The 12,685-nt window shown below is 58.8% G+C and carries 12 protein-coding genes; 7 read left to right on the top strand and 5 right to left on the bottom strand.

What is annotated here, in order from left to right; translation table 11 throughout:
• Window positions 1–38: 38 nt before the first annotated feature.
• Complete coding sequence (locus PMI23_RS13680; RefSeq protein ID WP_171057240.1) at window positions 39–899, bottom strand: MurR/RpiR family transcriptional regulator; 861 nt, start codon at window positions 897–899, stop codon at window positions 39–41.
• A 226-nt stretch (window positions 900–1,125) separates the two neighbouring features.
• Here PMI23_RS13680 and zwf point away from each other — a divergent pair, with 226 nt between their 5' ends.
• The 4 genes from zwf (at window position 1,126) to PMI23_RS13700 (ending at window position 4,831) form a co-directional block, all read left to right on the top strand.
• On the top strand, window positions 1,126–2,592 hold the full coding sequence (gene zwf, locus PMI23_RS13685) for a glucose-6-phosphate dehydrogenase (RefSeq protein ID WP_007917863.1): 1,467 nt from the start codon (window positions 1,126–1,128) through the stop codon (window positions 2,590–2,592).
• Window positions 2,579–3,292, top strand: a complete 714-nt coding sequence (gene pgl / locus PMI23_RS13690; protein WP_007917859.1) for a 6-phosphogluconolactonase — start codon at window positions 2,579–2,581, stop codon at window positions 3,290–3,292. Before zwf ends, pgl begins: the two co-directional genes overlap by 14 nt.
• Before the next feature lie 17 nt (window positions 3,293–3,309).
• Entirely contained in the window at window positions 3,310–3,975 is a 666-nt protein-coding gene (locus PMI23_RS13695) for a bifunctional 4-hydroxy-2-oxoglutarate aldolase/2-dehydro-3-deoxy-phosphogluconate aldolase (RefSeq protein ID WP_007917858.1), read from the top strand.
• 277 nt (window positions 3,976–4,252) lie between these two features.
• Entirely contained in the window at window positions 4,253–4,831 is a 579-nt protein-coding gene (locus tag PMI23_RS13700) for a hypothetical protein (RefSeq protein WP_007917857.1), read from the top strand.
• On the opposite strand, the gene PMI23_RS13705 is transcribed toward PMI23_RS13700, so the two are convergent.
• On the bottom strand, window positions 4,828–6,009 hold the full coding sequence (locus PMI23_RS13705; RefSeq protein ID WP_007917855.1) for an aminotransferase class V-fold PLP-dependent enzyme: 1,182 nt from the start codon (window positions 6,007–6,009) through the stop codon (window positions 4,828–4,830). The genes PMI23_RS13700 and PMI23_RS13705 overlap by 4 nt on opposite strands.
• A gap of 29 nt (window positions 6,010–6,038) precedes the next feature.
• Window positions 6,039–6,275 carry a DUF3820 family protein gene (locus PMI23_RS13710; protein WP_003227425.1) on the bottom strand — a complete coding sequence of 79 codons (237 nt, stop codon included), beginning with the start codon at window positions 6,273–6,275 and terminating at the stop codon, window positions 6,039–6,041.
• A 205-nt stretch (window positions 6,276–6,480) separates the two neighbouring features.
• On the opposite strand from PMI23_RS13710, the gene PMI23_RS13715 reads away from it, so the two are divergent.
• Complete coding sequence (locus PMI23_RS13715; RefSeq protein ID WP_007917852.1) at window positions 6,481–6,948, top strand: ferritin-like domain-containing protein; 468 nt, start codon at window positions 6,481–6,483, stop codon at window positions 6,946–6,948.
• Between the two features lie 263 nt (window positions 6,949–7,211).
• Here PMI23_RS13715 and PMI23_RS13720 read toward each other — a convergent pair whose 3' ends face one another.
• Together PMI23_RS13720 and PMI23_RS13725 are read right to left on the bottom strand one after the other, a co-directional pair.
• The gene (locus PMI23_RS13720; protein ID WP_003227420.1) at window positions 7,212–7,682 is read right to left on the bottom strand and encodes a MaoC family dehydratase; all 471 of its coding nucleotides are present in this window, start codon (window positions 7,680–7,682) and stop codon (window positions 7,212–7,214) included.
• Window positions 7,683–7,724: 42 nt separating this feature from the next.
• Window positions 7,725–8,669 carry an alpha/beta hydrolase gene (locus tag PMI23_RS13725; protein ID WP_007917847.1) on the bottom strand — a complete coding sequence of 315 codons (945 nt, stop codon included), beginning with the start codon at window positions 8,667–8,669 and terminating at the stop codon, window positions 7,725–7,727.
• A 200-nt stretch (window positions 8,670–8,869) separates the two neighbouring features.
• Here PMI23_RS13725 and fadD2 point away from each other — a divergent pair, with 200 nt between their 5' ends.
• Window positions 8,870–10,534, top strand: coding sequence for a long-chain-fatty-acid--CoA ligase FadD2 (gene fadD2, locus PMI23_RS13730; RefSeq protein ID WP_007949877.1), 1,665 nt, complete (start codon window positions 8,870–8,872; stop codon window positions 10,532–10,534).
• 347 nt (window positions 10,535–10,881) lie between these two features.
• On the top strand, window positions 10,882–12,579 hold the full coding sequence (fadD1, locus tag PMI23_RS13735; RefSeq protein WP_007917844.1) for a long-chain-fatty-acid--CoA ligase FadD1: 1,698 nt from the start codon (window positions 10,882–10,884) through the stop codon (window positions 12,577–12,579).
• The last annotated feature ends 106 nt before the right edge of the window (window positions 12,580–12,685 follow it).

Genomic DNA, 12,685 nt, shown 5'->3' on the forward strand with positions numbered 1-12,685 from the left:
GAGGGCTGGGGTGAGGGTTGGCTTTCGCTTTTAGCGCCTTAGTTGAACTCGTCACCCACCGGATACCGGCTGGCATTCAAGCTCTCTTTGATCTTGCGCAAATGCGGCTGGAAATCCACTCCGCGACGCAAGGTCATCCCGGTCGCCAACACATCCAGCACCGTCAACTGAATGATCCGCGACGTCATCGGCATATAAATGTCGGTGTCTTCCGGCAACGGAATATTCAGGCTCAAGGTACTCGCCTTGGCCAGCGGCGAATTCTCCGCCGTCAAACCCAACACCGAAGCGCCGTTCTCGCGAGCAATGCGCGCCACTTCGACCAGCTCACGGGTACGGCCGGTGTAGGAGATGATCACGAACAACTCACCGGTGTGCGCCACCGAGGCAATCATCCGTTGCATCAACACATCGGCGTGCGCGGTGACGGCGAGGTTGAAGCGGAAGAACTTGTGCTGCGCATCCAGCGCCACCGGCGCCGAAGCGCCGAGGCCGAAGAAGTGGATCTGTCGTGCTTGAATCAACAGGTCGACGGCGCGGCTGATCAGGTTCGGATCGAGCGCCTGGCAAGCACTGTCCAGCGACGCGATGGCGCTGCCGAAAATCTTCTGCGTGTACGCCTCGGGATTGTCGTCGGCCTCGACCGCGCGGCTGACATACGCCGCGCCGCTGGCCAGGCTCTGCGCCAGTTGCAGCTTGAGTTCGGGATAGCCGCTGACACCGAACGAACGGCAGAAACGGTTGACCGTCGGTTCGCTCACCGAGGCCGCCTGGGCGAGGGCGGCGATGCTGAAGCGGGTGGCCTGCTGCGGGTTGAGCAGGATCACCTCGGCGACTTTGCGTTCGGCCTTGTTCAGGTCTTCAAGGCGACTCTGGATCTGTTCCAGTAAATTTCGCACGCGGTCCATATGGAATTCCTAATTCACCTGCGCAAAGGTGCGCCGGGCTATGCAAATTGGGCCTTTGATATGGCCCGTAACGGTGGCCTATCCTACTGATGGCTCCGACCGACCACCACTCGGAATCTGTATTTTGCGAAAATGTTGTGGTTATTACTACATTTTCCCTTGAGTGATGCCTTGAAAAAAGGTATTTGTAGCTTAACTTGATAAAAGAACAAACATCATGCCTTCGATTACGGTTGAACCGTGCACCTTTGCCTTGTTCGGCGCGCTTGGCGATCTGGCCCTGCGCAAGCTGTTTCCTGCCCTTTATCACCTCGATGGCGCTGATCTGCTGCACGAGGACACGCGCATCATCGCGTTGGCCCGTGAAGAAGGTTCCGAGCAACAGCACATGGCGTTCATCGCCGCCGAACTGCGTCGTTATGTAGGCAAAGAGCTGGACGAGGCCGTCGCCGAGCGTTTTCTCGCACGCCTGACCTACCTGCACGTCGACTTCCTCAGATCTGAAGATTATGTGGCGCTGGCCGAACTGGCTGGCAGCACGCAACGCATGATTGCCTACTTCGCCACGCCGGCGGCGGTGTACGGCGCGATCTGCGAGAACCTGGCGAAAGTCGGTCTGGCAGAAAATACCCGTGTGGTGCTGGAAAAACCGATCGGCTCCGACCTCGAATCGTCGCGCAAGGTGAACGACGCGGTAGCGCAGTTCTTCCCGGAAAACCGCACCTACCGCATCGACCACTACCTGGGCAAAGAAACCGTTCAGAACCTGATCGCCCTGCGCTTCGCCAACAGCCTGTTCGAAACCCAGTGGAACCAGAATTACATCTCCCACGTGGAAATCACCGTGGCCGAGAAGGTTGGCATCGAAGGCCGCTGGGGCTACTTCGACAAGGCCGGCCAACTGCGCGACATGATCCAGAATCACCTGTTGCAGTTGCTCTGCCTGATCGCCATGGACCCGCCGGCTGACCTGTCCGCCGACAGTATCCGTGACGAGAAAGTCAAAGTGCTCAAGGCGCTCGCGCCGATCAGCCCGGAAGGCCTGACCACGCAGGTCGTGCGCGGCCAGTACATCGCCGGCCACAGCGAAGGCAAATCCGTACCGGGTTACCTCGAAGAACCGAATTCCAACACCCAGAGCGACACCGAAACCTTCGTCGCTCTGCGTGCCGACATCCGCAACTGGCGCTGGGCCGGCGTGCCGTTTTACCTGCGTACCGGCAAACGCATGCCGCAGAAACTGTCGCAGATCGTCATCCACTTCAAGGAACCGTCGCACTACATTTTTGCGCCGGAACAACGCCTGCAGATCAGCAACAAACTGATCATCCGCCTGCAACCGGACGAAGGCATTTCCTTGCGCGTGATGACCAAAGAGCAGGGCCTGGACAAAGGCATGCAACTGCGCAGCGGGCCGCTGCAACTGAATTTCTCCGACACCTGGCGTAGCGCGCGGATCCCCGATGCCTACGAGCGGTTGTTGCTGGAAGTGATGAACGGCAATCAGAACCTGTTTGTCCGTAAAGATGAAATTGAAGCCGCGTGGAAGTGGTGTGACCAGCTGATCGCCGGGTGGAAAAAATCCGGTGACGCGCCCAAGCCGTATGCGGCCGGGTCGTGGGGGCCGATGAGCTCCATTGCATTGATCACGCGGGACGGGAGGTCGTGGTATGGCGATATCTGATGTGCAACTGCCTGCGGGCGTGAACGCTCACGAATACAAGAGCCCGGTGCTGTTGGCCGAAGGTCTGGCGCTGAACGTCGCCAAGCAATTGAGCGAGGCCATTGCCGCACGCGGCAACGCGGTGCTGGTGGTGTCTGGCGGTCGTAGCCCGGTGGCGTTTTTCCAGCACCTGGCCAAGCAGGATCTGGACTGGTCGAAGGTCGTCGTGACCCTCGCCGACGAACGCTGGGTACCGGTTGAACACGCCGACAGCAATGCCGGTTTGCTCAAGCAATATTTGCTCAAAGGCCCGGCGGCCAAGGCGCAGTTCCTCAGCCTGTATAGCGCGGCGGCCAACGTCGAGCAGGCTGCTGAACAGGCTGATCGATTGCTCGCGGAATTGCCGCCGATTGATGTGCTGGTGCTGGGCATGGGCGATGACGGCCACACCGCGTCGCTGTTCCCCGACAGCCCGAACCTCACCGAAGCCTTGCAGGCTGATGGCGCGCGCCGTTGCTGGCCGATGCTGGCGCCGAGCGTGCCGCGTCAGCGTCTGACCATGAGCCGAGCGCTGCTGGCCTCTGCGAAGCACAAGATTCTGTCGATTTCCGGTCAGTCGAAACTGACCACCCTGAATGCCGCACTGGCATCCGACGACGTCGCCACCATGCCGGTGCGCGCGTTTCTGCAACCTACGTTAGAGATTTACTGGTGCCCATGAGCCAAGGAACAGCCGCTATGACAACCCCATCCCCGACCGTTTCCATGGCGGACAAAGTTGCCCTGATCGACAGCCTCTGCGCCAAGGCGCGGATCCTGCCGGTGATCACTATCGCTCGTGAACAGGACGTGCTGCCACTGGCCGACGCTCTGGCTGCCGGTGGTCTGACCGCGCTGGAAGTGACCCTGCGTTCGCAGTTCGGCCTCAAGGCCATTCAGATCCTGCGCGACCAGCGTCCAGAACTGATGACCGGTGCCGGCACCGTACTGGATCGCAACATGCTGTCCGCTGCCGAAGCGGCCGGTTCGCAATTCATCGTCACCCCGGGCATTACCCGTGACTTGCTCGAAGCCAGCGTCGACAGCCCGATTCCGCTGTTGCCGGGCATCAGCAACGCCTCCGGCATCATGGAAGGTTATGGTCTGGGTTATCGCCGCTTCAAGCTGTTCCCGGCTGAGGTCAGCGGTGGCGTGGCGGCAATCAAGGCCCTCGGCGGCCCGTTCGGCGAAGTGAAATTCTGCCCGACTGGCGGCGTCGGCCCGGCCAACATCAAGAGCTACATGGCGCTGAAAAACGTCATGTGCGTCGGCGGTAGCTGGATGCTTGATCCGGAGTGGATCAAGAACGGCGACTGGGCGCGTATTCAGGAATGCACCGCCGAGGCATTGGCGCTGCTGGACTGATTGTTACCAGACACTTCGTTGTGTGTTCTACGGCTTTACGGTGCGCTTGGTCGGTGCACCGTTTTTTTTTGCCTGAAAATTGCTATGTAGAAGCTATGTATGTAGCAAGTGAAACGAGGCTGCGATCTTTTGACCTTGCTCTTGAGCGCCAACATCAAAAGATCGCAGCCTTCGGCAGCGCCTATATCGACACCGTTACGACGCGATACATAGTTACCGCACAACCGCGTTGGCGTGGCGCTAATCTGCGTTCATCTTACGGAAGAGAGAACGCCTCATGGACGACCATCAATCAGCAGACTTGCCCCATCAGCCTCTTCGGCAACGGCACACTCATATCCCTGGCAGCTTCGATTGGCGCAAAACCGAAGGCAAGGTGCGCAACATCAGTGGCGGCATCGAAGGCCTGCCCCTGATTTTGCGTCTGGTCCTGGTCGACGCCATGACCGGTGAGCCAGTGGTTGGCGCCGAGGTCCGGATCGAACAGAACATCGGCGCCGACAGCCTGTGCGGCGCCCAGTCGACCGACAGCCAAGGCATCGTGCGGTTTACCAGTATTTACCCGGATCAGCACTCTGGCGGGGCCTCGTGCATCGCCATGACCGTGTGCATCGCCAGTGATGATCAACACCCGCAGCCACATCAGGAGGCCTGGGCAGGACGGCTGCATCTTCCCAGTGTATGTGGCTGTGAAGCGGTGGGCGATGACGCCTCGCGGCTGTCGTTGCGAGCGATTGGCGGGGAGGGTCTTGAGGACGGCTACTTCGGCAGCCTGACGATCGGCGTCGACACCTTTGCGTTGTCGTCGCAGATCGGCCTTGCTGGCTACGAGAAGTCCACAGGCGCGGTGTTTTAGCGCAGCTCGTTCAGCGCGCGGACCAGCAACTGCATGTCGCCAGCGGTGGTGGTCAGCCCCGGTGTAATGCGGATGCTCGGTCCGCTGGCGGCGCCGTTACGCACCACGGTGAACAGGTTGTAATCATTGAGCAGGCGCTCCGCCATCGCTTGTTGATCGTCGTGCCGGGTGAAACGCAGCGATGTGATGCCGCAATACAGCCTTGGATCGTCTGGCGTCATGACTTCGATGCCCGGCAAGTGCCTTACCGCGCTGACCCACAGATTGCGCAGATAATTGACGCGAGCGCCTTTGGCCGGTGCACCGCCGAGGGAGCGGTGCTCCTCGAACACCAGTGGCAAGGTCATCAGTGCTGGAATGTTCGGCGTGCTGTACGACGTGCGCGCACGGATATCATTGGCCGGGTAATGCATTTCATCCATGTCCGGATCGATATCGATCAAGCGTTGCGGCGCGATATAGAGGAAGCCGAGGGTGAGCGGTGCGCCGATCCATTTGTGCAGGTTGAATCCGGCGAAAGAGATGCCGAGGGCATCAAGATCGAACTCGATCTGACCGAGTGCATGGGCGCCGTCGAGGATGACATCGACGCTATGCTCTTTGGCGAGCGCGGCGATGGCTTGAACCGGCATCACCAGACCGGTGCGGTGAGTGACGTGAGTCAGGGCCATCAGCTTGATCTTCGGGTGGCCGCTGAACGCTTCGCGGTAAGTCTCCACCAGGCTGTCGTAACTCGCTGGGTGCGCGTGGGCAATCTCGATCACCTCGGCGCCACGATGTCTGGCCAGCCAGCGCATGGCGCCTTTGACCGTGTCGTATTCCAGATCACTGATCAGCACCTGATCGCCCGGTTGCAAACGGTTGTAGTTGCGGATCAGCGACTGCAGGCCTTCGGTGGCGTTACGGGTGAAGGCTACGCTCTGCGCGCGCACACCGATCAGCTCGGCCAGTTGCGCACGGATATCGAGGTTGTCGTGCTGCTCGAAACGCTGGCGCACGTACACCGAATTGCTGGTGTTGATCAGCTCGATATTGCGCTGGTATTCCTCGATTACTGTGCGCGACATGCGCCCGAAGTAACCGTTTTCCAGGTTCACGGGACCGGGTTGAACGTCGTAACGGTCGGCGAATGTTTGCCAGAAGGCTTCGTCACGGGCACGGCGGGTGTTATCGGGCATGGTCGGCTGACTCTAGAGAGGAGGGCGCTTCAATGGCGCGGGGCAGGTTTGCCGTGTTTGGCGCGCAGCGGTTCGAGCAAGTCCGAGAGGCCGTTATGGTCGATCTCCTGCATCAGCGCGAGCAGGCCGCCGAGTTCGCCGTGAGGGAAACCTTCACGGGCAAACCAGTTCAGGTACGGCCCCGGGAGGTCGGCAATGATTCGGCCCTTGTACTTGCCGAAGGGCATTTCGCGGGTGATCAGCAGTTCGAGTTTTTCGGGATTCATCAGGGATTTCGTCTGGCTTCAAATCAGCTTGGAAAATACAGGCATTCTGCATGCAGGCCAAATGACAGATCATGCAAATAACCGTGATACAGATAGTTCACTTATCTTTAACTCATTGATAATTAAAGAAATTCTATAAATAAAAAAGCTGGCACGCACACTGCAATATCCCTTGCATCTTCAACCAATCGCAAGGAATTGAAAAATGACCGACATGAATAAAGAAGCCATCTCTGTACTCAATGACCTGATTGAAACCTGCAAGGACGGTCAGGAAGGGTTCAAGACTTGCGCCGAAGACATCAAACATCCAGAACTGAAAACCCTGTTTGTCACCCGCTCTGCCGATTGCGCAACCGCTGCAGCAGAACTGCAGGCCGAAGTTCGCAAGCTGGGCGGCGATCCGGAAACTTCCACCAGCGTCAGCGGTGACCTGCACCGTCGTTGGGTCGACGTCAAAGCCATGTTCACCGGCAAGGACGAAGAGGCTGTGCTGAACGAAGCCGAGCGCGGTGAAGACCACGCACTGAAGGCCTACAAAGAAGCCCTCGAGAAAATCACCAAGCACAACCTGGTGGGTATTCGTGATCTGGTTGAACGCCAATACCACGGCGTACAACGCAACCACGACCAGGTGAAAGCCCTGCGTAACCAGGCTCGCGCTCGCTCTTAAGCGTTCGCCGGGTACAAAAAACGCCAGCGAGTCTGGCGTTTTTTTTGTCTGGGGGAAAGCCAAAGCAAGGGCCCCTCACCCTAGCCCTCTCCCGGAGGGAGAGGGGACTGATCGGGGTGTTCTTTCGAGGTACGCCGACCTGGGGTACCGAGTCGAACCAGGGATTTGAAATCCACATAGATCGGCTCCCTTTCCCCCTCGCCCCCCAGGGGGAGAGGGCTGGGGTGAGGGGGAAAAGCGCTCACTGACACACCACAAATCAATCAGCCAATGCTGATCGCCGGCAGCGTCGGCAACGTTACCGTCTGCTGCTTGCGCGGCGCCAGAATCTCCGCCTCACCATCCACTACCAACTCATCGCGCTGGTTGAACACACGAGTGGCAATGCGCACACGAAACTTCGGCAGCTTCTCGAGAATTTCCAGACGCACGGTCAGCGTGTCACCGATCTTCACCGGTTTCTGAAAACTCATCTGCTGGCCAATATAAATAGTGCCCGGCCCAGGCAGTTCACAGGCCACCGCTGCACTGATCAAAGCACCGCTGAACATACCGTGAGCGATACGCTCCTTGAACATGCTCGCGGCGGCAAATTCGGCGTCAAGGTGCACCGGGTTGTGGTCGCCGGACATGGCGGCGAACAGTTGAATGTCGCGCTCTTCGACGGTCTTGCTGTAGCTGGCGGTCTGGCCGACTTCGAGGGCTTCGTAAGGGATGTTGGTAACCTGGGTCATCGGTCTCGATTCCTGTGACGGATTCAGTGAATCCACAAAAAATTATTCGCTGCGCTGAGGGCGCGGATGGCTCAGGGCCTGATCGATCCAGGCCAGCACATCAGCGATCACTTCGTCGCGATTGGTTTCGTTGAACAATTCGTGCCGCGCCTGCGGGTAGATCTTCAGTTGCAGGTGCTGGCTGCCGGCCGTGCGCAAGGCATTGGCCAGATCTGTCAGACGCTTGCCTTCACTCACCGGATCACATTCGCCGCCGATTACCAGCAGCGGCAGGCCCGGATCGATCTGCGCGAGATTGGACGCTTTGCTGATCTGCTGCAAGCCGCCGAGCAGGTCGATCCACAGTTGATTGGTGCAGCGAAAGCCACACAGCGGGTCGTCGGCGTACAAGTCGACCTCCGCCGGATCGCGGCTGAGCCAGTCGAAGCGTGTGCGCACCGGTTTGAATTGGTTATTGAATGAGCCGAACGACAGCCATTCGATCAGCGCACTGCGGCCCTTGCCACCCTGACGGAGTTTTTCCAGGCGGGCGATCTGCCGCGCAGCGCGGTACAGCGCAACAGGCTGAAAGTTGGAACCACTGAGAATCGCTCCGTGCAGACTGGCGCTGTGATGCAGCAAATAACCTTGGGCGATGTAACTGCCCATGCTGTGGCCCAGCAGGATGATCGGCACGCCGGGGTGCTGCTGGCCGATGTGCTGATTGAGGCTGGCCAGATCGCCGAGCACTTTGCACCAGCCATCGTCATCGGCGAAGTGGCCGAGGGTACCGTGATTGGCGGTTTTGCCATGTCCGCGTAAATCCGGCGCATACACGCCATATCCTTTGTCGCAAAACGTGTCGGCCAGTCGTGCGTAGCGGCCGCTGTGTTCCGCCATGCCATGGGCCAGCAGGATCACCGCTTTCAACGGCGCCGCCGGCAGCCATTGATTGACGAACAGGCGGCTGCGGTCACTCGCGTCCAGCCATAGGGTGTCGTGGATCATGGCGATTCCTTTGCTCAGAGTCGGATCATTGTATAGCGCGTCTGATCAGCCCACGCCACGGCAGGAAGATTCACACGATCAATGACGGCTTTGCCCATATTTGCCTCAATGGCCATAACTGCTAGTGTCCGTGAAGCTCCGCTTTTTCAGAAATGACAGAAAGCGGCCCCGGATCAGCTCAGGTAAAGAGGACAAGAACAATGCAACCTGATTTCTGGAACGACAAACGCCCGGCCGGCGTACCGCTGGACATCGACATGGGAGAGTTCAAGTCGGTGATCGAGGTGTTCGAGCGTTCCTGCAAGAAGTTCGCTGATCGCCCGGCGTTCAGCAACATGGGCATCACCCTGACCTACGCTGAACTCGAGCGTCAGAGCGCCGCCTTCGCCGGTTACCTGCAGGCGCATACCGATCTGGTTCCGGGCGATCGCATTGCGGTGCAGATGCCCAACGTCCTGCAACTGCGTGCCGGGCTGATCGTGGTCAACACCAACCCGCTGTACACCGCGCGGGAGATGCGCCATCAGTTCAAGGATTCCGGCGCACGAGCACTGGTGTACCTGAACATGTTCGGCCAGAAAGTCCAGGAAGTGCTGCCCGACACCGACATTCAATACCTGATCGAAGCGAAGATGGGCGACCTGATGCCCGCCGCCAAGGGCTGGCTGGTCAACACCGTGGTCAGTAAAGTGAAGAAAATGGTCCCGGCGTATTCGCTGCCGCAGGCGATCTCCTTCAAAAGTGCACTGCGCATGGGCCGTGGCCTTGGGGTCAAGCCGCTGAAGGTCGGTCTCGACGACATCGCCGTGCTGCAATACACCGGCGGCACCACCGGCCTGGCCAAAGGCGCGATGCTCACTCACGGCAATCTGGTGGCGAACATGCAGCAAGTGCGCGCCTGTCTCGCGCAACTCGGCCCGGACGGCCAGCCGCTGCTGCGCGAAGGCCAGGAAGTGATGATTGCGCCGCTGCCGCTGTATCACATCTATGCCTTCACCGCGAACTGCATGTGCATGATGGTTTCCGGCAACCACAACGTGCTGATCACCAACCCGCGCGACATTGCCGGCTTCATCAAGGAGCTGAAGAACTGGCGCTTCTCGGCGCTGCTGGGCTTGAACACCTTGTTCGTGGCGCTGATGGATCACGCGGATTTCAAGACCCTCGATTTCTCCAGTCTGAAGCTCACCAACTCCGGCGGCACCGCGCTGGTCAAGGCCACCGCCGAGCGCTGGGAGCAAATAACCGGTTGCCGCATCACCGAAGGTTACGGCCTCACCGAAACTTCACCGGTGGCCTGTACCAACCCGTACGGCGATCAATCGCGGCTGGGCACGGTCGGCCTGCCAGTGCCGGGCACGTTGCTGAAAGTCATCAACGATGACGGTGTCGAACAGCCGATGGGCGAGCGCGGCGAGTTGTGCATCAAGGGCCCGCAGATCATGAAGGGCTACTGGCACAAACCGGAAGCCACCGCCGAAGTGCTGGATGCCGAGGGCTGGTTCAAGTCCGGTGACATTGCGGTGATCGATCCGGACGGTTTTGTGCGAATCGTCGATCGCAAGAAGGACATGATCATCGTCTCCGGTTTCAACGTGTACCCCAATGAAATCGAAGACGTGGTGATGGCGCATCCGAAAGTCGCCAATTGCGCAGTGATCGGCGTGCCGGACGAGCGCTCGGGCGAGGCGGTGAAGTTGTTTGTGGTGGCGCGGGAAACGGGGGTCAGTCTTGAAGAGCTCAAAGCCTACTGCAAAGAGAATTTCACCGCTTACAAAGTGCCGAAACACATTGTGTTGCGTGAGTCATTGCCGATGACGCCTGTCGGGAAAATTCTGCGGCGCGAGTTGCGCGATATCGCTTAAAGACCAGAAGCAAAAAGATCGCAGCCTGCGGCAGCTCCTACCTTGGAATACATTTCCTGTAGGAGCTGCCGAAGGCTGCGATCTTTTGCTTTAAGTCCCCGAAAACCGGGGCTTTAAGGTTGTTCTAGGATTTTTGCTCTAAAATGACTGCTAGATAGTCTTGAGTCATGATAATGACTGTAGGGGCCGCTTTTGGCTCTAGTCGACCCTTTGCAAAGCTGCTACTCTCGGCGCGCTTTGTGACTTCTCGGCCTATATAAAAGCCAGATTCACCAATACCAAACACACACCAATAATAATCGCATCAAATGCGGTGAAGAATTCGCGTTGCTGAGGAGTGGGCTTCCATGATCGAAGACTTTTGGAAGGATAAATACCCGGCTGGAATTGCTGCCGACATCAATCCGGACGAGTATCCGAACATTCAGGCAGTGTTGAAGCAATCCTGCCAACGCTTCGCCAACAAACCGGCTTTCAGCAACCTGGGCAAGACAATCACCTACGGTGAATTGTACGAATTGTCCGGTGCGTTTGCCGCGTATCTGCAACAGCATACCGATTTGCAGCCCGGCGATCGAATCGCCGTGCAACTGCCCAACGTTCTGCAGTACCCGGTGGCCGTCTTCGGTGCGATCCGCGCCGGGCTGATCGTGGTCAACACCAACCCGCTGTACACCGCGCGGGAAATGGAACACCAATTCAATGACTCCGGCGCCAAGGCGCTGGTGTGCCTGGCGAACATGGCGCACCTGGCCGAAGCCGTGGTGCCGAAAACCGGCGTCAAACACGTTATCGTCACTGAAGTCGCCGACCTGTTGCCGCCGATCAAGCGTCTGCTGATCAACAGCGTCATCAAGTACGTGAAAAAAATGGTGCCGGCCTATCACCTGCCCAAAGCCGTCAAGTTCAACGACGTGCTGAGCAAGGGTCAGGGCCAGCCGGTGGCCGAAGCCAATCCGCACAGCGGCGACGTTGCGGTGCTGCAATACACTGGCGGCACTACTGGCGTGGCCAAAGGCGCGATGCTGACCCATCGCAACCTTGTCGCCAACATGCTGCAGTGCAAAGCGCTGATGGGCTCCAACCTCAATGAAGGTTGCGAAATCCTGATCACGCCGCTGCCGCTGTACCACATCTATGCGTTCACCTTTCATTGCATGGCGATGATGCTGATCGGCAACCACAACATCCTGATCAGCAACCCGCGCGACCTGCCGGCGATGGTCAAGGAACTGTCGAAGTGGAAGTTCAGCGGTTTCGTCGGTCTCAACACGCTGTTCGTGGCGCTGTGCAACAACGAAGGTTTCCGCAAGCTGGATTTCTCTGCGCTGAAAGTCACCTTGTCCGGCGGCATGGCCCTGCAACTGGCTGCTGCCGAGCGCTGGAAAGCGGTGACCGGTTGCGCTATCTGTGAAGGTTACGGCATGACCGAAACCAGTCCGGTGGCCACGGTCAACCCGATCCAGAACATCCAGATCGGCACCATCGGTATTCCGGTGCCATCGACACTGTGCAAAGTCATCGACGATGCGGGTGTCGAGCAGCCGTTGGGTGAAATCGGCGAGCTGTGCGTCAAAGGCCCGCAAGTGATGAAGGGTTACTGGCAGCGTCAGGAAGCCACCGATGAAATGCTCGACAGCGAAGGCTGGTTGAAGACCGGTGACATCGCGCTGATCCAGCCGGACGGCTACATGCGCATCGTCGATCGCAAGAAAGACATGATTCTGGTCTCCGGTTTCAACGTCTACCCGAACGAACTGGAAGACGTGCTGGCGACCCTGCCGGGCGTGTTGCAGTGCGCGGCCATCGGCGTGCCGGACGAGAAGTCGGGCGAGGCGATCAAGATCTTCATCGTTGCCAAGCCGGGCGTCACGCTGACCAAGGAAACGGTGATGGAGCACATGCGTGCCAACGTCACCGGCTACAAGGTGCCGCGTTCGGTGGAATTCCGCGATGCGCTGCCGACCACCAACGTCGGCAAGATCCTGCGCCGCGAGTTGCGTGATGAAGAGCTGAAGAAGATCAAGGCCAAGTCCGCCGCCTAAAACACGAAGCCCCGCAGATGCGGGGCTTTTTGTTGGGGCAGGCTGTAGATTTGCAGTGCTTGGTAAATCTACCCCCTCACCCCAACCCTCCCGAAACGTCGGACCG

Origin of the sequence: Pseudomonas sp. GM24 (genome assembly GCF_000282235.1) — a bacterium.
Taxonomy (GTDB): domain Bacteria; phylum Pseudomonadota; class Gammaproteobacteria; order Pseudomonadales; family Pseudomonadaceae; genus Aquipseudomonas.